Source organism: Streptomyces sp. IBSNAI002 (assembly GCF_052244475.1).
Taxonomy (GTDB): Bacteria; Actinomycetota; Actinomycetes; order Streptomycetales; family Streptomycetaceae; genus Streptomyces.
The window spans coordinates 1422307-1439742 of the sequence record NZ_JBQPXG010000002.1 but is presented as its reverse complement, the minus strand read 5'-3'; the positions used below and the strand labels follow the sequence as shown (position 1 = coordinate 1439742).

Annotated in this window: 16 protein-coding genes; 10 read left to right on the top strand and 6 right to left on the bottom strand. The window is 74.7% G+C overall.

Going from position 1 to position 17436, the window contains the following annotated elements; all coding sequences use genetic code 11:
• Positions 1–47: 47 nt before the first annotated feature.
• Positions 48–1076 carry a hypothetical protein gene (locus ACTVZO_RS06970; protein ID WP_443297542.1) on the bottom strand — a complete coding sequence of 343 codons (1029 nt, stop codon included), beginning with the start codon at positions 1074–1076 and terminating at the stop codon, positions 48–50.
• Between the two features lie 110 nt (positions 1077–1186).
• Between ACTVZO_RS06970 and ACTVZO_RS06965 the strand changes: the two genes are divergently transcribed.
• From ACTVZO_RS06965 to ACTVZO_RS06945, 5 genes are all read left to right on the top strand, one after another.
• A complete protein-coding gene (locus tag ACTVZO_RS06965) occupies positions 1187–1624 on the top strand; it encodes a DUF4442 domain-containing protein (protein WP_443303065.1) in 438 nt (145 codons plus the stop codon).
• Positions 1625–1672: 48 nt separating this feature from the next.
• A complete protein-coding gene (locus ACTVZO_RS06960; protein ID WP_384225597.1) occupies positions 1673–1873 on the top strand; it encodes a type II toxin-antitoxin system VapB family antitoxin in 201 nt (66 codons plus the stop codon).
• A 140-nt stretch (positions 1874–2013) separates the two neighbouring features.
• Positions 2014–4521 (top strand): beta-glucosidase family protein, encoded by a 2508-nt coding sequence (locus ACTVZO_RS06955; protein ID WP_443297541.1) that lies wholly within the window; start codon positions 2014–2016, stop codon positions 4519–4521.
• Between the two features lie 58 nt (positions 4522–4579).
• Positions 4580–5248, top strand: coding sequence for a DedA family protein (locus tag ACTVZO_RS06950; protein WP_443297540.1), 669 nt, complete (start codon positions 4580–4582; stop codon positions 5246–5248).
• Positions 5249–5250: 2 nt separating this feature from the next.
• The gene (locus tag ACTVZO_RS06945) at positions 5251–5919 is read left to right on the top strand and encodes an ankyrin repeat domain-containing protein (RefSeq protein ID WP_443297539.1); all 669 of its coding nucleotides are present in this window, start codon (positions 5251–5253) and stop codon (positions 5917–5919) included.
• Here the strand turns inward: ACTVZO_RS06945 and ACTVZO_RS06940 are convergent.
• A complete protein-coding gene (locus ACTVZO_RS06940; protein ID WP_443297538.1) occupies positions 5916–6467 on the bottom strand; it encodes a gamma carbonic anhydrase family protein in 552 nt (183 codons plus the stop codon). The genes ACTVZO_RS06945 and ACTVZO_RS06940 overlap by 4 nt on opposite strands.
• 131 nt (positions 6468–6598) lie before the next feature.
• Here ACTVZO_RS06940 and ACTVZO_RS06935 point away from each other — a divergent pair, with 131 nt between their 5' ends.
• Positions 6599–7390, top strand: a complete 792-nt coding sequence (locus ACTVZO_RS06935; protein ID WP_443297537.1) for an acyltransferase — start codon at positions 6599–6601, stop codon at positions 7388–7390.
• A 135-nt stretch (positions 7391–7525) separates the two neighbouring features.
• On the opposite strand, the gene ACTVZO_RS06930 is transcribed toward ACTVZO_RS06935, so the two are convergent.
• Complete coding sequence (locus ACTVZO_RS06930) at positions 7526–7930, bottom strand: CoA-binding protein (RefSeq protein WP_443297536.1); 405 nt, start codon at positions 7928–7930, stop codon at positions 7526–7528.
• Between the two features lie 111 nt (positions 7931–8041).
• Here ACTVZO_RS06930 and ACTVZO_RS06925 point away from each other — a divergent pair, with 111 nt between their 5' ends.
• The 3 genes from ACTVZO_RS06925 to ACTVZO_RS06915 all read left to right on the top strand — a co-directional run bounded on the left by ACTVZO_RS06925 (position 8042) and on the right by ACTVZO_RS06915 (position 12930).
• A complete protein-coding gene (locus ACTVZO_RS06925) occupies positions 8042–8668 on the top strand; it encodes a YigZ family protein (protein ID WP_443297535.1) in 627 nt (208 codons plus the stop codon).
• An 84-nt stretch (positions 8669–8752) separates the two neighbouring features.
• A complete protein-coding gene (locus tag ACTVZO_RS06920; protein ID WP_443297534.1) occupies positions 8753–9922 on the top strand; it encodes an exonuclease SbcCD subunit D in 1170 nt (389 codons plus the stop codon).
• Entirely contained in the window at positions 9919–12930 is a 3012-nt protein-coding gene (locus ACTVZO_RS06915; RefSeq protein ID WP_443297533.1) for an AAA family ATPase, read from the top strand. Before ACTVZO_RS06920 ends, ACTVZO_RS06915 begins: the two co-directional genes overlap by 4 nt.
• Here ACTVZO_RS06915 and ACTVZO_RS06910 read toward each other — a convergent pair.
• Positions 12920–13366: an Lrp/AsnC family transcriptional regulator gene (locus ACTVZO_RS06910; protein WP_443297532.1), complete on the bottom strand. Its 447-nt coding sequence runs from the start codon at positions 13364–13366 to the stop codon at positions 12920–12922. The genes ACTVZO_RS06915 and ACTVZO_RS06910 overlap by 11 nt on opposite strands.
• Before the next feature lie 94 nt (positions 13367–13460).
• On the opposite strand from ACTVZO_RS06910, the gene ACTVZO_RS06905 reads away from it, so the two are divergent.
• Entirely contained in the window at positions 13461–13973 is a 513-nt protein-coding gene (locus tag ACTVZO_RS06905) for a rhodanese-like domain-containing protein (RefSeq protein ID WP_443297531.1), read from the top strand.
• 64 nt (positions 13974–14037) lie between these two features.
• Here the strand turns inward: ACTVZO_RS06905 and ACTVZO_RS06900 are convergent, their stop codons facing one another.
• Together ACTVZO_RS06900 and ACTVZO_RS06895 are read right to left on the bottom strand one after the other, a co-directional pair.
• Positions 14038–15741: a DUF885 domain-containing protein gene (locus tag ACTVZO_RS06900; RefSeq protein ID WP_443297530.1), complete on the bottom strand. Its 1704-nt coding sequence runs from the start codon at positions 15739–15741 to the stop codon at positions 14038–14040.
• 149 nt (positions 15742–15890) lie between these two features.
• A complete protein-coding gene (locus ACTVZO_RS06895; protein ID WP_443297529.1) occupies positions 15891–17345 on the bottom strand; it encodes a GNAT family N-acetyltransferase in 1455 nt (484 codons plus the stop codon).
• Positions 17346–17436: the final 91 nt, after the last annotated feature.

Genomic DNA, 17436 nt, shown 5'->3' with positions numbered 1-17436 from the left:
CGGCCCGGGGGGAGCGGGGAGGGCGTCCCCCGGGGAGGAGAGGGCGATCAGCCGCCGGACAGGCGGACCGTGCTCAGGATCTTCTCCATCGTCTCCTTGCTGACCTCGTCCGGGACTCCGGCGGCGCTGTAGAGGATCCAGCTGGCGAAGTCACCCTTGGCGTTCTTGAAGCTGAACGCGATGGACTTGCCGTCGGACGAGCACTTGTTGGCCTTCGGCTGGCCGGTCACGCTCGCGGTCGCCATGTGGCCCTTGAGGCCCGAAGCGGTCGTGTATTCCTTCGGCTCGGAGACCTTGGTGGTGCCCTGCGGCGCCTTCTGCGCGTATCCGGCGAACGCCCAGTTCCCGGCCTCGTTGCGCACGGCCTCGGCGGTGTCCTTGGCGCCCTGGCCGCCCTTGGTGCCGGTGCCGGCCAGCGAGGTTGTCTCCTCACTGCCGTTCTTGTCGGAGTCGACCTTGCACCAGTCCTCCTTGAGGTAGGCGGGGGCCGACATCATCACGACGGCGGACCCGTCGTTCTTCGCCTCGTCCTCGAAGCCGATGGCCGTGCCGGAGCTCAGCACGTTCCACTCCGGCGGCACGTCGAAGGCGGTGCCGTGCTTGGGGTTGACGACCACCTTCCACCCCGCGACCGTCGGCTTCGCATCGCCCTCGGCCCGCGGGTTCGGGACGCTGGCGGCCGGTGCCGGGGCGGCGTCCGCCGAGGCGGAGGCGGACGGCTTGTCGTCGGCCTCGTTGGTCTTGCCGTCGTCCCGGGTCAGGACGAAGGCGCCGGTCGCGGCGGCCGCCACGATCACCGCGGACGCGGCGACGATGGCGACGGTCTTCGTCTGGAAGGGGCTCCCGCCGCCACCCGGCGGCCGCTGGGGCTGCTGAGGTTGCTGGGGCAGCTGGGGCTGTCCCCACTGCTGGCCGGGAACGGTCGGGGGCTGCTGGTACCCGGGCTGCTGCGGGTATCCGTAACCGGGCTGCTGCTGGTACGGGTTCGGCTGTCCCGACTGCTGCTGGTAGGGGTTCGTCTGCGCGTCCTGGGGGTTCTGATCGCCCCCGGGCGGCTGCTGCTGTCCTGGCCACATGGCCGGTAACGATAGTGGGAGCGGGACCCACGAGCCACGCCCGCCCCCGTCCCGGCCCTGGCCAAGGCATCTACTGGTGGGTAACATCGCGTTCCATGAGCGCAGACCAGATGAACGTGGGCGAACTGCTCGCCGCGACGGTGCCGATGGCCAAGACCCTGAACCTCCAGTTCCTGGAGACCACCCCCGAGCGCGCGGTCGTCCGCCTGCCGGACCAGCCCGACTTTCACAACCACGTGGGCGGCCCGCACGCCGGCGCCATGTTCACCCTCGCCGAGTCCGCGAGCGGCGCGATCGTCCTGGCCGCATTCGGCGACCAGCTCTCCCGCGCCGTGCCCCTCGCGGTCAAGGCCGAGATCGGCTACAAGAAGCTGGCCAAGGGCGTCGTGACCGCCACCGCCACCCTCGGCCGCCCGGTCGCCGATGTCGTCGCCGAACTCGACGCGGGCGGCCGCCCCGAGTTCCCCGTCACCATAGCCATCCAGCGCGAGGACGAGGCCGTCACCGGCGAGATGACCGTCGTCTGGACCCTGCGCCCCAACGCGTGAGTCCGCGCCGGCGCTAGAGTCCCCCGCACGACGATGGAGGGGGTACCCGTGGCCAAGGTCAACATCAGCCTCGACGCCGAGCTCGTGGTGGAGGTGATGGTGCTCGCCGGGGTCGGATCGCCGCAGGACGCGGTCGAGGCCGTCGTACGCGACTACATCGCGCGCGGCCACCGCACCGAGGCCCGCGTCCAGCTGCGGGACGAACCCGAGCGGGAAGCCGACACCGCGCAGCAGCCGCCGCAGGGCTGAAACCGGGCGGCGCGGTGGCGCGTCCCGCCCGGAGCCCCGGGCGGCCCGGCGCACAGTGGGCGGGGGAGCGGTCCGGCGCGGGGCGCTCCCCTCCTCCCCCGGGACTCCGTCCGGGGGTGCCCCAGCCGCCGGGAGCGCCCATGAGCGAGGCCGTGTCCAGACGTTCCGCGATGCGGCTCCTCGCCGTGGTGGGCCTGGGCGCGGGCGGGTGCGTCGCCACCGTGCCGCCCGGAGCGGAACTCCGTACGCGCGCCACCCCCGCGCCGGCCCCCGAGCCCGCGAGCGCCGCCCGCATCGACTCCCTGCTGGAGCGGCTCACCCTCGACGAGAAGACCGCCCTGCTCCACGGCGCCCGGGACCCGGCCCCCCTCGGCCAGGCCGGATACGTCCCCGGGATCCCGCGGCTGGGCATCCCGGCCCTGCGCCTCGCCGACGGGCCCGCCGGGGTACGGGTCGCGCGGCCCGCCACCGCGCTGCCCGCACCCGTCGTGCTCGGCTCCGCCTTCGATCCGGAGCTGGCCCGCGAGTACGGCCGCGTCCTCGGCCGCGAGGGCCGCGCACTCGGCCAGGACGTCCTGCTGGCGCCCATGGCCCACCTCATCCGCACCCCGTACGCGGGCCGGAACTTCGAGACCTTCGCCGAGGATCCGCGGCTCACCGCCGACCTCGTCGCCGGGACGGTCCGCGGGATCCAGGACGAGGGGCTCATCGCCGCCGTCGGGCACTTCGCCCTGGGCGACCAGGAGCACGGCCGCGACACCGTCGACGTCGTGGCCTCCGAGCAGACCCTGCACGAGACCGCGCTACGGGGCTTCGAGGCGGCCGTCGGCGCCGGCGCGGGCGCCGTCACGGGCGCCCGCAACAAGGTCAACGGCCTCTACGCCTGCGAGAGCGAACCCCTGCTCGACCACGTGCTGCGCGGCGGCTGGGGGTTCGAGGGCTGGGTCGTGTCAGACTGGGACGCCACCCGCGGCACCGTCGCCGCCATCGTCGCCGGACTCGACATGGAGATGCCCGGCGGCACCCACTTCGGCGGACCGCTGCGCGAGGCGGTGCGCGCCGGCTCCGTCCCCGAGGGCGCCCTCGACCTCGCCGTACGCCGGATCCTGAGCACCATGGACCGCTTCGGACTGCTGGCGGCCCGGCCCGCGGCACGGCCCGCGCGCGACGCGGCCGCCGGGGCGCGGACCGCCCGCAAGGTGGCCACCGCCGGGGCGGTGCTGCTGCGCAACGAGCGCGCCACCCTGCCGCTGACCGGGGCCGCGGCCCGCTCGATCGCGGTGATCGGACCGACCGGACAGGTCCCCTCCACCGGCGGCGCCGGCAGGGCCCACGTGCTCCCCGACGGGGCGGCCGCCCCGCTCACCGCCATCCGCCAGCGCGCCGGGAACGGCTCGACCGTGCGCTACGCCCTCGGCGAGGACCTGTACGGCAGGGCCCTGCCGGCGGCCCTGCTGACGCCGCCCGCCGCCCTGGACGACCGGGCCGTGGACGCCGGCCGGGACTGGACGTACGAGGGCGGCTTCCGGCTCGCGGCGGACGACGAGTGGACCCTGCTCGTCCACTACACCGGGCAGCGGCCGGCCGTGCGCCTGGACGGGGAGGAGCTGTTCCCCGTCCGGCAGGGCCCGGCCGAGGTCTTCGCGGGCGGACTGCTCGGCTCCGCGCCCGACGGGATGAGCGTCCGGCGCCGCACGCTGCCGCTCAAGGCGGGCGTCCACCGGCTCGCCGTGACCGCCCGGGGCGGGACCGGCGGCCAGCGCTTCCGGTTGCGGCACACCACGAGGGCCACCCGGGCAGCGGACCTCGCCGAGGCGGTGCGGACCGCGAAGGCGGCCCGCAGCGTGGTCCTGTTCGCCTACGAGGACGCCACCGAGGGCAGCGACCGGACCACGCTGGCACTGCCCGGCGGGCAGGCCGCGCTGATCGAGGCGGTCGCCGCCGCCAACCCGCGCACCACGGTCGTCCTCAACACCTCGTCGAGCACCACCATGCCGTGGCTCGCCCGGACCGGCGCGGTGCTCCAGATGTACTACCCCGGCCAGGAGGGCGCGGGAGCCACCGCGGACGTCCTCTTCGGGGACGTGGACCCGGGCGGCCGGCTCACCCAGACCTTCCCGGCCGATGAGCGGGCGACGCCCGTGGCCGGGGACCGGCTCCGCTATCCGGGAGTGGGCGGCCGGCAGGAGTACGGCGAAGGCGTCCACGTCGGCCACCGCTGGTACGACGCACAGCGGGTGGCCCCGCTGTTCCCGTTCGGGCACGGGCTGTCCTACACCACATGGCACTACGAGAAACTGACCGTCCGGCCGGGCGCCGCCCCGGGCGAACCCGACGGCCTGCGCGTGGAGTTCACCGTCCGCAACACCGGCCGCCGCAAGGGCACCGAGGTGGCGCAGGTGTACGTGGGCCCGTCCGCGGCGCTCGAGCTCGACCAGCCGGTGCGCGCGCTGGCCGGCTACCGGCGGCTGACCCTCGCGCCGGGGGAGTCGCAGCGGGTCGTCGTCGACATCGACGCGCGGACGCTGTCGTCGTGGGACCCGGCGCGGCACGCCTGGGTGCTGGGCTCCGGGCGCCGCGAGGTGTTCGCGGGCCGTTCCTCGCGCGAACTGCCGCTGAGGTCAAAGGCGGTGGTGGGGAGCCGATAGGCTGCCCGTCCGGCGTGTCACAGGGGGCGCGCCGGCGACGATTCGGGAGGACGTACCGGTGCACATCCAGGGATGGCTGGAGACGATTCCGGCGGTCAGCATCTATCTCCTCGTGGGTCTGGTCATCGGACTGGAGAGCCTCGGCATCCCGCTGCCCGGCGAGATCATCCTGGTCAGCTCGGCGCTCCTCGCCTCGCAGCACGGGGAGATCGACCCCGTCGTGCTGGCGCTCTGCGCGATCACCGGGGCCATCGTGGGCGACTCGATCGGCTACGCGATCGGGCGCAGGGGCGGCAAGCCGCTGCTGGAGAAGCTCGGCCGGCGCTTCCCCAAGCACTTCGGGCCCGACCAGGTGGCGCTGGCCGAACGCTCCTTCGAGCGGTGGGGCATGTGGGCCGTCTTCTTCGGGCGGTTCGTGGCCCTGCTGCGGATCTTCGCAGGGCCGCTGGCCGGCGTGCTGCACATGCCGTACTGGCGGTTCCTGACCGCCAACATCCTCGGCGGGATCCTCTGGGCGGGCGGCACCACGGCCGTCATCTACTCGGTCGGCATCGTCGCCGAGCCGTGGCTGAAGCGGTTCTCCTGGCTTGCGCTGGGGCTCGCCGTACTGTTCGGCATCACGGTGACGCTGGTGGTGCGCAGCCGGATGAAGAAGGCGGCCGCCGCCGCGTCGGCCGGGGCCGCGGTCCCCGCGCAGCAGGCGGCGCCGGTCACCGTCGGCGACTGACGGTGCAGCGGCCGGAGGGGGGCTGGTCGGCGGAGGGCCGGTCGGAGCAGTACAACCCGCTCGCCAACGGGCTGGGACGGGCGGCCGAGAACGGGGACACGGCCCTGGTGCGAAGCCTGCTGGCCGGGGGAGCCGAGGCCGACGCCCGGGTCCCGGGCGGCAGGCGGGCGCTGGACCTCGCGGTGTGCGCGGGCCACGCGGACGTCGTACGGCTGCTCCTCGCCGCGGGCGCCGACCCCCGGCGCGGCGCCGGCCCCTACGACGAGGCGACGCCGCTGGCCCTGGCGGCGATGCGCGGCCACGTGGACGTGGCCCGGGCCCTCCTCGACGCGGGCGCCGACCCGAACGGCCCCGCGGGGCGGATGCGCTGGGTGCCGCTGGTGCTGGCGGCCACGCCGGACGGGCATCCCGAGCTCGTGGACCTGCTGCTGGAGCGGGGCGCCGACATCGAAGACCGCGGGATGCGGGGCCGCACCGCGCTCGACTGGGCCGCCCGCTTCGGGGCCGCGGCCATGGTGGACCAACTGATCGCGCGCGGCGCCGCCGTCACCGAGGGGACGCTGCGCGAGGCGGCGGAGGGGCACGAGTGGACCGCAGGGACGGACCCCGGCCCGCGCGCCCCGGAGTACGGGGCGGTCCTCTCCGCCCTCCGGGACGCGCCGGCCTCCTAGGCCTCGGGGGTGACGGACGCGCGGTGCTGCTTGGCCAGTTCCACGTACATCTGGGCGTTGATCCGGATGTGCTCGCGCTCCTCCTCGGACAGCTCGCGCCGCACCTTGGCCGGGACGCCCGCGACCAGCGAGCCGGGCGGGACCACCATGCCCTGCGGGACCAGCGCCTGGGCGGCCACCAGCGAGCCGGCGCCGATCACCGCGCCGTTCAGCACGGTGGCGCCCATGCCGATCAGGCAGTCGTCCTCGACGGTGCAGCCGTGCACGACGGCGTTGTGGCCGATGGAGACGCGCTCGCCGATCGACACCGGGAACCCGGGGTCCACGTGGATCGTGCAGTTGTCCTGCACGTTGCTGTCCGCGCCGAGCGTGATCGGGCCGCAGTCGGCGCGCAGCACCGCCGAATACCAGATGCTCGCCCCGGCGGCCAGGGTGACCTCGCCGACGACCACGGAGGTGGGAGCGGCGAAGGCGGTCGGGTCGACGGACGGCTGCCTGCCGCCCACGCCCGCGATGAGTGCCTGGCCCTGCGTCGCGTGCTGCGTCATGATCTCTTCCTCTGTTTCCGGATGCCGCGCTACCGGCACGGTAGGGCACGTGCCCGGCCCGCCCCGCGATGGGGTGAAGATCACAGGATCGCGGTCCGGACGTCCGGCTCCGCGCGGACTACCGTGGCCGGGTGCCGAAGAACCAGAACACGTTCTCATCTCTGACGGCCCTGCGCCGCCGGCTGGCGAACAGGGCGGTCCACGCCGGCTGGCGCTGGATGCAGCGGGCAGGTGCGGTCACCGCGCAGACCCCGGGGCGGCTGCGGTTCGGCGCGATCGGGCCCGCCACCCGGCTGGCCTTCCCGCAGGGCACCATCTTCGGCGAACCGTGGATCCGGCTCGGCGACCACTGCATCATCGGCGAGCAGGTCACCCTCACCGCCGGGATGATGCCGGACCTCGACCTCGGCGCGGAGCCGATGCTCGTCCTCGGAAACGGGGTGGTCATCGGCCGGGACAGCCACGTCATCGCCGACGCCCCGATCCGCATCGGCGACGACACCTTCTGCGGCCCGGGGGTGTACATCACCTCCACGAACCACAGCTACGACGACCCGCACCAGCCCGTCGGCAGGCAGTGGCCGCGCAGCGCGCCGGTGGAGATCGGCCCGGGCTGCTGGCTGGGCACGGGCTCGGTGATCCTGCCGGGCGCGCGGCTGGGCCGCAACGTCGTGGTGGCCGCGGGCGCCGTCGTACGGGGCGAGGTGCCGGACCACGCCGTGGTGGCCGGCGCGCCGGCCCGGGTGGTCCGGCGCTGGGAGCCGGAGACCGGTTGGCAGCCGCCGCTGCGCACGCCCGCGCCGGTGCCGATCCCCGACGGCATCACCCCGGAGCAGCTGCGCGGCCTGGCGGAGCTGACGGAGCAGGAGCTGGCGGAGGCCGGGCTGGCGGAGGCCGGGCTGGCGGAGGCCGAGAAGGCCTAGGGCCTGTCGTCAAACTCCCGTCGTCGCCTGGAGGGCGGCCCTGCGGCGAGAGCGCGTGCCAGGCGTCGCGGGGCAGACGGGAGTTTGACGACAGGCCCTGGGGCCGGCCCGGCCCCCGGCGGGACGTGCGAGCGGTCAGAGCGCCGGGATCTCGATCGCCGGGCAGCGGTCCATGACCATGGTCAGCCCGGCCTCGCGGGTGCGCTCGAAGGCCGCCTCGTCGATCACGCCCAGCTGGAACCAGACGGCATCCGCTCCGACGGCCGCGGCCTGGTCGGCCACCTGGCCGGCCAGCTCGCTGTTCACGAAGACGTCCACCACGTCCACCTTGAAGGGGATCTCCTCCAGCGAGGCGTACCCCTGCTCCCCGTGCACGGTCTCCGCCTTGGGGTGCACGGGGACCACGCGCTTGCCGTACCGCTGGAGGACGCCCGCCACCCCGTAGGCCGCCCGGTCCCGGTTGTTCGAGAGGCCCACCACCGCCCAGGTGTCGCCCAGTTCGGTGAGGATCTTGCGGATGGTCGCCGGATCGCCGTACACGTGTGCCGCCTCCTGCTGGTCAGGCCCTGCTCTTCGGGTGTCGCACGGTGGGGTCCGTGCCCTCCCGGTCAACCGAAAGGACACCTGTCCGATTCCCCGTAGGGTGGAGCGGTGAAGGCAGACCAGTACGTGACGGTGTCCCGCGAGGGCGTGCACGAGTCCGAGATCAACCGCTCGCGCTTCCTGTGCTCGCTCGCGCCCGCCGCGACCGAGCAGGAGGCGCAGGACTTCGTCGCGCGCGTCCGCAAGGAGCACCCCACCGCCTCGCACAACTGCTTCGCCTACGTGATCGGCGCCGACGCGGCCGTCCAGAAGGCCAGCGACGACGGCGAGCCCGGCGGCACCGCCGGGGTGCCCATGCTGCAGATGCTCATGCGCCGGGACATCCGGTACGCGGTCGCCGTCGTCACCCGCTACTACGGCGGCGTGAAACTCGGCGCCGGCGGTCTGATCAGGGCCTACGGCGGGGTCGTGGGCGAGGCCCTCGACGAGCTCGGCACCGTCACCCGCCGCCGCTACCGGCTGGCCACCGTCACCGTCGACCACCAGCGCGCCGGCAAGACCCAGAACGACCTGCGCTCCACCGGCCGGACCGTGGTGGACCTGCGCTACGGGGCCGCGGTCGAGATCGAGGTCGCCCTCCCGGAGGCGGAGCTGCCCGCCTTCGAGGCCTGGCTCGCCGACAGCACGGCGGGCAGCGCCACCCTCACCCCCGGCGGAGAGACGTACGCGCCCTGAGTGACGGGCCGGACGCGTTAGCGTAGAGGGGTTCACGAGCGGGAGACCACCAGGGGGAGACGGTATGTGCGGCGAGGCCGGCGAGTGAAGTTCCTGCACACCTCCGACTGGCACCTCGGCCGGTCCTTCCACCGTGTGAACCTGCTCGGCGCCCAGGCCGCCTTCGTCGACCACCTCGTCGAGACCGTCCGCGAGCGCGGGATCGACGCCGTCCTCGTCGCCGGGGACGTATACGACCGGGCCGTGCCCCCGCTGCCCGCCGTCGAGCTGTTCGACCGGGCCCTGCACCGGCTCGCCGAGCTCGGGGTGCCCACCGTGATGATCTCCGGCAACCACGACTCGGCCCGGCGGCTCGGTGTCGGGGCCGGGCTGATCGACCGGGCCGGGATCCACCTCAGGACCGACCCGGCCGGCTGCGCCGACCCGGTGGTGCTGGCCGACGTACACGGCGAGGTGGCGCTGTACGGGCTGCCGTACCTGGAACCCGCCCTGGTCAAGGACCAGTTCGACGCGGAGAAGGTGAGCCACGAGGCCGTGCTGGGCGCGGCCATGGACCGGATCCGCGCCGACCTCGCCACCCGTGCGCCCGGCACCCGCTCCATCGTCCTCGCCCACGCCTTCGTCACCGGCGGCCAGGCCAGCGACAGCGAGCGCGACATCTCCGTCGGCGGGGTCGAGGCCGTGCCCGCCTCCGTCTTCGACGGGGTGGACTACGCCGCCCTCGGCCACCTCCACGGCTGCCAGACGATCAACGAACGGGTCCGCTACTCCGGTTCCCCGCTCGCCTACTCCTTCTCCGAGACCGACCACCGCAAGAGCATGTGGCTGATCGAGCTGGACGGGGACGGCTCGGTCGCCGCCGCCGAGCGGATCGACACCCCCGTGCCGCGGCCCCTCGCCCGGCTGCGCGGCCCGCTGGAGGACCTGCTGGAGGACCCGGCGCACGCGCGCCACGAGGAGTCCTGGATCGAGGCCACCCTCACCGACCCGGTCCGCCCCGACGACCCCATGGCCCGGCTCGCCACCCGCTACCCGCACACCCTGAGCCTGGCCTTCGACCCCGAGGGCCGCGAGGAGGAGGCCGCCGCCTCCTACGCCCAGCGGCTCAGGGGGCGCAGCGACCAGGAGATCGCCGAGGACTTCGTCGCCCACGTACGCGGCGGCGGCCGGCCGGACGAGGCCGAACGGGCCGTCCTCCAGGGCGCCTTCGACGAGGTGCGGGCCGACGACAGCCGTCAGGAGACGCACCGATGAGGCTGCACCGGCTCGAGGTCACGGCCTTCGGCCCCTTCGCCGAACCCCAGGCCATCGACTTCGACGCGCTCTCCGGAGCCGGGATCTTCCTGCTGCACGGGCCCACCGGCGCCGGGAAGACCTCCGTCCTGGACGCCGTCTGCTACGCCCTGTACGGATCGGTCCCCGGCGCCCGCCAGGCCCCCGGCACCAGCCTGCGCAGCGACCACGCGGCCGCCGGCGCCCCGACCCAGGTCACCCTCGAACTCACCGCGGGCGGCCGCCGCCTGGAGATCACCCGGAGGCCCGAACAGGACCGCCCCAAGAAGCGCGGCACCGGCACCACCAAGGACAAGGCCCAGAGCTGGCTCCGCGAGCACACCGGCGAGGGCTGGCAGCCGCTCAGCCGCTCCCACCAGGAGATCGGCGAGGAGATCGAGCAGCTGCTCGGGATGAGCAGGGAGCAGTTCTGCCAGGTGGTGCTGCTGCCGCAGGGCGAGTTCGCGCGCTTCCTGCGCGCCGACGAGGCGGCACGCGGCCGGCTCCTGGGCCGGCTCTTCGACACCCGCCGCTTCGCCGCCGTCGAGGCCCTGCTCGGCGAACGCCGCCGGGCCGCCGAGGCCAGGGTGCGCGCCGGCGACGAGAAGGTGCTGCACACCGCGCAGCGGCTCGCCCAGGCCGCCGGGGACCCTGCGGACCTCCGGGCCTGGCAGTTGCCCCGGCACCAGCCCGGCGACCCCGGCCTCGCCGAGGCCGTCCGGGCCTGGGCGGCCGTCGCCCGCTGCTCGGCGCGCGAGCGGATGACCGTCGCCGAGTACGCGCTCGCCGCCGTCGAGGGCCGGCACGCCGCCGCCCGGCGGGCCGCCGAGGACGAACGGGAACTGGACCGGCTCCAGCGGCGGCACGCGGAGACCGCCCGCCGGGCCGCCGTCCTCGCCGAGGCGGCCCCCGAGCGCGAACGGGTGCGCGCCCTGCTGGACCGGGCCCGCCGCGGCGCCCTGGTGGCCCCCGGCCTGGAGCTGCGCGGCGCCGCCTCCGCCGGACACCTCGCCGCCGCGCACGCGGAGGCGGCTGCCCGCGCCGCGCTGCCGGCTTCGCTGAAGGAGGCCGGCACCGGGCAGCTGGCCGCCGAGGAGCAGCGGCTGCGCGAGGAGCTCGGCGCACTCGGCGCCGCGCACCGCGCCGAGCAGCGCAGCGCCGAGATCGGCCGCGAACGGGCCGACCTGGAGCGGGAGTCCCGGGCCGCCGAGGAGCAGCACCGGGAGTCCGCCGAGTGGCTGGAGCGCTGGGACGGCACCCGGGCCGCCCTGCACGCCCGTGTGGACGCCGCCCAGCAGGCGGCGACCCTGGCCGAGCAGCTCGCCGGCCGGCTGGAGCCCGCCCGGCTCCAGCTGAACGCCGCCCGGCGGCGCGACGAGCTGGACGCCGCCGCGGAGCGCGCCGAGCGCGAACTGCTCTCCGCGCGCCAGGAGTCGGCCGCGGCCCGGGAGCGCTGGCTGGAGCTCAAGGAGGCCCGGCTGCGCGGGATCGCGGCCGAGCTCGCCGAGGCGCTGGTGGCCGGTGAGGCCTGCGCCGTCTGCGGCTCCTCGCAGCACCCCGCTCCGGCCCGCCCGGCCCCGGGACACGTGGACCGGGCCGCCGAGGACTCCGCCCACGCCCGCTTCGAGCGGACCGAGCAGGCCAAGGCCGCCGTCGAGCGCCGGCTGGCGGCCGACGGGCAGGCCCGCGCCGACGCCGCGGCCGCGGCCGCGGGCGCCACCACCGCCGAACTCCTCGCCCTGACCGCGGACCTGAGCTCCCGGCACGCCGCCGCGCACGCCGCGGCCGCCGGACTCCACGAGGCCCGCGAACGGCTCGCCATCGCCGAGCGGGAGCACACCGCGCGCAGCTCCGACCGGCTCGACGCCGAGCGCCGGGCCGCCGCCAGGGCCACCCTCCGCGAGCAGCTCGACCGGGAACAGGCCGGGCTGGAGGAGGGGCTCGTCCAGGTGCGCGACGGCGCGCCGACCGTGGCGGCCCGGGCCCGGACCCTGGAGGACCGCGTCCGGATGGTCTCGGGGGCGGCGGTCGCGCTGCGCCGGGCCGAGACCACCGCCGCCCGGCTGAAGGAGGCCGACGACCAGCTCGCCGACGCCGCCTTCAAGGCCGGCTTCGACACCATCGAGGAGGCCGCCGACGCGGTGCTCCCCGAGTACGAACGCACCGCGCTCCAGCGCCGGACCGACGCCTGGCAGGCGGAGGAGGCCATGCTGGCGGACCGCCTCGGCGAGACCGACACGGCCGCCGCGGCGGCGCTGCCCCCGGCCGCGCCGGAGCGGGCCGAGGCGTACGCCGCGCAGGCCGCGGCGAAGCTGCGTACCGCCGGGTCGGCCTTCGACGCCGCCCGGGTCCGGTGCGCCGAGCTGGACCGGCTCTCCCGGCAGGCCGAACAGGAACTGCGCGCCCTGGGACCGCTGCGCGAGGCCTACGAACAGGTGGCCCGGCTGGCCGGACTCACCGCCGGCACCTCCGCCGACAACGAGCGCAAGATGCGGCTGGAGGCGTACGTACTGGCCGCCCGCCTGGAGCAGGTCGCCGCCGCCGCGACGGTACGCCTGCTGCGCATGTCCGGCGGCCGCTACACGCTGGTCCACTCCGACGCGCGGGCGGGCGGACGGGGCCGCTCCGGTCTCGGGCTGCACGTGGTCGACGCCTGGACCGGCAGCGAACGCGACACCGCGACCCTCTCGGGCGGCGAGACCTTCTTCGCCTCGCTCGCCCTCGCGCTGGGCCTGGCCGACGTGGTCACCGACGAGGCGGGCGGCATGCGCCTGGACACCCTGTTCATCGACGAGGGCTTCGGCAGCCTCGACGACCAGGCCCTGGACGAGGTGCTCGACGTCCTGGACTCGCTGCGCGAACGGGACCGCAGCGTCGGCATCGTCAGCCACGTGGCCGATCTGCGCACCCGGGTGCAGGCGCAGCTGGAGATCGTCAAACAGCGCGGGGGCTCGGTGGTGCGCCACCGCACCCCGGCGCTCACGGACTGAGCGGCCTGCGGGGGAGCGGCGAGGAGTACACGATGCTGGTGGTCACCGGGCCGAGGCCGGCGATCCGGCCGGTGACCTCCTCCAGGTGCCCCATCGAGCGGGCCGCGACCTTGAGCACGAAGCAGTCGTCGCCCGTGACGTGATGGGCCTCCAGGATCTCGGAGGTGGCGTCGAGGAAGTCGTGGAACGGCTTGTAGTTGCCGTGCGGATAGCGCAGCCGGACCAGGGCCAGGATCGATTTGCCGAGCTTCTCCGGGTCCACCACGGCCGTGTAGCCGGTGATGATGCCCACCTCCTCCATGCGGCGGACGCGCTCGGTGACGGCGCTGGCGGACATGGACACGGAACGGGCCAGCTCGGTGAAGCTGGCGCGGCCGTCCCGTTGGAGGGCTTCGAGAATCCGCCAGTCGGTTGCGTCGGGGGAATAGTCGGTCATGACGGAGGTCTAGCAGGGAAATCCCCGGCGGGACAACAGAAAGGCCGGGGAAAGTCACTTCCGAGGTGGATCAACAGATCGTAGATTTTGAGCCATGACGACGACCCGGAACACCTCGACCGCGACCGCTGCCAACCCCGTCCTGCGGGTGCCCCCGGCTTCCCCGGCCGCGGCCGCCGCCTACTTCGCGGCGAGCCTCGCCTTCCACGCGGACGTGTCGGACGTCGCCGCCGCCTTCAAGGCCCACCGCGAGCAGGGCGCCGAGCTCGGCTTCCAGCTGATCGACTCCCGCTCCACGCCCTCCTGGGACCAGGCGCACGTACCCGGCGCCGTCCACCTGCCCACCGCGCTGATCCCCGAGCAGGCCGAGCGGATCCTCGACAAGAACGTGCCCGTGGTCACCTACTGCTGGGGACCGGGCTGCAACGGAGCCACCCGCTCCGCGCTGGCCCTGGCCGAACTCGGCTTCCAGGTGAAGGAGATGCTCGGCGGTATCGAGTACTGGATCCGCGAGGGCTTCGAGGTCGATACCTGGCAGGGCAGCGAGCAGCGGGCCGAGGCCGACCCGCTGACCGCCCCCACCGACTCGGACGACTGCGGCTGCTGACCGCGTCCGGCATGCCGACGGGCCGCACCCCCTGGGGGAGTACGGCCCGTCCGCGGGGCGGGGATCAGAGCTTCGAGAGCTCGTCCACCAGGTCGTCCAGCCCCAGCGAACCCTGCGACAGCGCCGCCATGTGCCAGGCCTTGAGGTCGAAGGAATCTCCGTGCGCCGCCCGGGCGTTGTCACGGCCCAGCAGCCAGGCGCGCTCGCCCAGCTTGTACCCGATCGCCTGACCGGGCATCGACAGGTACCGGGTCAGCTCGCTCTCGACGAAGTCCGCGGGCCGGCCGCTGTGCAGGCCGAAGAACTCCTGCGCGAGATCAGGGGTCCAGGTCTCGCCCGGGCGGAACGGCGAGTCCGCCGGGATCTCCAGGCCCAGGTGCATGCCGATGTCCACGATGACCCGCGCCGCGCGCATCATCTGGCAGTCCAGGTAGCCCAGACGCTGCTCCGCGTCCTTGAGGTAGCCCAGCTCGTCCATCAGCCGCTCCGCGTACAGCGCCCAGCCCTCGGCGTTGGCACTGACGATGCCGACCGTGGCCTGGTAGCGCGAGAGCCGGTCCGCGACGTGAGTCCACTGCGCGAGCTGCAGGTGGTGACCCGGCACGCCCTCGTGGTACCAGGTGGAGACCAGGTCGTAGACGGGGAAGCGGGTCTGGCCCATGGTGGGCAGCCAGGTGCGGCCCGGACGGGAGAAGTCCTCCGACGGGGAGGTGTAGTACGGGGCGGCGGCGCCGCCCGGCGGGGCGATCCTGGACTCCACCTTGCGTACCCGCTCGGCGAGTTCGAAGTGCGTGCCGTCGAGGTTCTCGATGGCCTCGTCCATGAGGCCCTGGAGCCAGGCCTGGACCTCGTCCACGCCTTCGATGTGGGTGCCGTGCTCGTCGAGGTGGCGCAGCGCGTCCCAGGGGCCGGCGCCGGGCAGGATCTTGGCCGCCTCGGCCTTCATCTCGGCGAGCAGCCGGTGGTACTCGGACCAGCCGTAGGCGTACGCCTCGTCCAGGTCGAGGTCGGTTCCGTTGAAGTACCGGGACCAGCGCGCGTACCGCTCGCGGCCGACGGTGTCCGGCTCGCCCTCGACGGCCGGGGCGTACACCGACTCCATCCAGTCGCGCAGTTCGACGACCGAGGCGGTCGCGGCGGCCGCCGCCCCGTCCAGCTCGGCGCGCAGGGCGGCCGGGCCCGCGGAGGCGAAGTCCTCGAAGAAGGCGGGCTCTTCGCCGTCCTGGCCGGCCCAGGCGGAGAGCTGGCCGATCATGGTGGCGGTGGCGCGCGGGCCGCCGTACAGGCCGCGCTCCAGACCCAGGGCCAGGCTCTCGCGGTAGCCGGCGAGCGAGGCCGGTACGGCGCGCAGCCGCTCGGCGATCGCCGCCCAGTCCTCGTCGGTGTCGGCGGGGGTCAGTGTGAAGACCTCGCGCACGGCGTGCGCGGGGCTGTGGATGTTGCTGACCGCGCAGAGGTCCTCGTCGGCCTCGTGGACGGCGAGTTCGGCCGTGAGGCGCTCGCGCAGCAGGCGGGCGCAGCGCCGCTCGGCGTCGCTGTCGGCGCCGGGGAGCCGCTCGGCCGCGTCGAGGCGGGCGAGGGTGGCGCGCAGGAGCTCGGCGGCGGCCGCGCGGCCGGCCGGGGAGAAGTCCGGGAGTCTGCCCGAGCTCGCGGCGACTCCGAGGTAGGTGCCGGTGATCGGGTCGAGGGCGATCAGGTCGTCGACGTACGCGTCGGCCACCTGGCGGGGCAGCCTGGTGTCGCTGCCGTTGTGGAGGGTCTCTGACATGGGGACATCTTCGTACGCGGGGGCGCGTCACGTCATCACCGTTTGACGCCGTCCTGCTGACGTGAGCGGCGGATCAGGGCGCCGTCGCGGCCCGGTCCGCCGCCCCGGGCGGGGCGACGGACCGGGCGGCGACGGCGCGGGCGCCGGTGTCAGGGCCGGGGGTGCGGGCTCTGCTGCTCGCGCGGGAGCTCGTACGGGAGCCGCGAGACGACCGGGGTGGCACCCAGCCGGGCCGTGATCACCAGCGTGCCCTCCTCGATCTGGTAGTCGAGGGGCAGTCCCAGGCCCCGCATGGCGGCGACCATGCCGGTGTTGGAGGCCCGGGTGACGGCGTACACGCTGTCGCAGCCGGCCTCGACGGCCATGGAGATGAGGCGGCGCAGCAGCTCCGAGCCGATGCCGCGGCGCTGCCATTCGTCCTCGATCAGCAGGGCGACCTCGGTCTCGTCCCCGTCCCACAGCAGGTGGCCGAGGGCGACGAGCCTGCCGGACGCGGTGGTCGCGGCGAGGGTGCGGCCGAAGCGGGGGCTCAGGAGGTGGCCGAGGTAGGCGTCGGCGTCGGAGACCGGGCCGTGGTAGCGCAGGCCGAGGGTGCGTTCGGAGCAGCGGTCGTGCATCGCGCGGGCCGCGGCCTGGTCGGCGGAGTCGGCGCGGCGCACGGTGATCTCGTTGCCCTCGGGCAGGGTCAGCACGTCCTGCCTGCGGGGCACGCGGGGGCCGAGGCGGGCGTCGAGCTCCACCAGGGCGCGGGCGCGGGCGAACTCGGTCGGGGTGAACGGCAGATAGGGGCGCTCCACGGTGATCGCCCCGCCCGAGGGATCGCGCAGCCGCATGACCGTGGCCTCCAGGACCCCCTCGACCGGGGCGTCGGCGGCGGCGTTGGGACGACCCGACAGGGTGGTCGCCGGGATGGAGTGGATCGTGCAGCGGCCCAGGAGCTGGCGCAGCGCGAGCGGGAGCTCGGCGGCGTCCAGGGCCGTCCGGGTGGCCAGGCCCAGGACGCGGGTCGGGGTGTCGACCAGGTCGTGGGCGTCGGCTCGCTCGATCCAGGTGCTGTGGCCGCCGGCCCGGGCGACCGTGCGGGTCAGCTCGGAGGAGGGCAGCTGGTGCGGGGCGCGCAGCAGGAACTCGTCGACGGTGCCGCCCTCGGGGAGCGGGTGCGTCTGGAGGGTGAGGATGTCGACGCCGCGGCGGGCGAGGGCGGTGCACAGCGCGGCCAGCGAGCCGGGCTCGTCGCGCACGGTGGTGCGCATCCGCCACAGGGCGGAGGTCGCCGCGGTGGCCCCGGGGGCGGGGGCCACGGACTCGGCGGGGGCCACGGACCGGGCGGGGCCCTCGGACCGGGCGGTGTCGCCGGGCGCCGTGCCGTCCGGCGGGGGCGCATGGCTGTGCCGCCTTGCCCACCATGTGTGGAACGCGGCTGTGACCAGGAGTGCGACGGCCGAGGCGACCAGCAGGATCGGGCCCCTCGGGCCGTGCACGACGAGATTGGCGATGGCGTCGGCGACCGCGACGGCGCAGAAGAGCGCGGCGAGTTCGACGACGTCGCGACGCCAGTGGTGGCGGTGGAGACGCTGGGCAGAGGGAACACTACGGTCAGTCATGCAGACCACTGTGACGCAGGGGTGTTGCGTGATCACGAACGATCTGTGACCGACTGGTTAAGTATCCATCTGGTCGATTTCACCCAGTTTT

What these genes read in the sequence shown, in the direction of transcription:
- ACTVZO_RS06940 (WP_443297538.1), bottom strand. Translation starts at nt 6,467, where the DNA reads ATGACGCAGCACGCGACGCAGGGCCAGGCACTCATCGCGGGCGTGGGC.
- ACTVZO_RS06900 (WP_443297530.1), bottom strand. Translation starts at nt 15,741, where the DNA reads ATGTCAGAGACCCTCCACAACGGCAGCGACACCAGGCTGCCCCGCCAG.
- ACTVZO_RS06905 (WP_443297531.1), top strand. Translation starts at nt 13,461, where the DNA reads ATGACGACGACCCGGAACACCTCGACCGCGACCGCTGCCAACCCCGTC.
- ACTVZO_RS06965 (WP_443303065.1), top strand. Translation starts at nt 1,187, where the DNA reads ATGAACGTGGGCGAACTGCTCGCCGCGACGGTGCCGATGGCCAAGACC.
- ACTVZO_RS06895 (WP_443297529.1), bottom strand. Translation starts at nt 17,345, where the DNA reads ATGACTGACCGTAGTGTTCCCTCTGCCCAGCGTCTCCACCGCCACCAC.
- ACTVZO_RS06910 (WP_443297532.1), bottom strand. Translation starts at nt 13,366, where the DNA reads ATGACCGACTATTCCCCCGACGCAACCGACTGGCGGATTCTCGAAGCC.
- ACTVZO_RS06970 (WP_443297542.1), bottom strand. Translation starts at nt 1,076, where the DNA reads ATGTGGCCAGGACAGCAGCAGCCGCCCGGGGGCGATCAGAACCCCCAG.
- ACTVZO_RS06915 (WP_443297533.1), top strand. Translation starts at nt 9,919, where the DNA reads ATGAGGCTGCACCGGCTCGAGGTCACGGCCTTCGGCCCCTTCGCCGAA.
- ACTVZO_RS06955 (WP_443297541.1), top strand. Translation starts at nt 2,014, where the DNA reads ATGAGCGAGGCCGTGTCCAGACGTTCCGCGATGCGGCTCCTCGCCGTG.